Origin of the sequence: Corallococcus exercitus (assembly GCF_003611585.1) — a bacterium.
Taxonomy (GTDB): domain Bacteria; phylum Myxococcota; class Myxococcia; order Myxococcales; family Myxococcaceae; genus Corallococcus; species Corallococcus exercitus.
In genome coordinates this window covers 1-425 of sequence record NZ_RAVW01000909.1, presented here as the reverse complement: position 1 = coordinate 425, position 425 = coordinate 1, and the positions used below count along the sequence as shown (strand labels likewise).

Annotated in this window: 1 protein-coding gene; it reads left to right on the top strand. The window is 73.9% G+C overall.

What is annotated here, in order from left to right; genetic code table 11:
• Positions 1-83: 83 nt before the first annotated feature.
• The coding region (locus D7W79_RS42815; protein ID WP_147442397.1) for a S1 family peptidase at positions 84-425 on the top strand (342 nt) is incomplete at its 3' end.

Below are 425 nucleotides of genomic sequence, written 5' to 3'. Positions count from 1 at the left end.
GGCTGATACAACGCGTTGCGGCCGGGCGCATCGGATGTGACTTGATGGGAATGCCGGCCGAGGCGTCACAAGCGGGGGTGGCCATGTCCGACGACGACCAGGCACGCCGTGCGCGGGCCGAAGAGGCCTTGCGGCGCACGAGTGCCTCCCTGGTGCTGCTGGACCTGGGCGGCCACACCGCCACGGGCTTCGTCGTCTCCTCCGAGGGCCACGTCGTCACCAGCCTCCACGCGGTGGCCAGCGCGCGCGCCATCACCGCCGTGCTCCCGGACGGCCTGCGCTCCCCGGTGGTGCAGGTGGCCGCCGTGGACGAGCGCCGCGACCTGGCCGTCCTGTGCCTGTCCGTCCCGGAGCTGGTGCCCGCCCTGCCCCTGGGTCCGGCCACGCTGCCCAGGGAGGGCGAAGCGCTGCAGGTGATCCAGGCC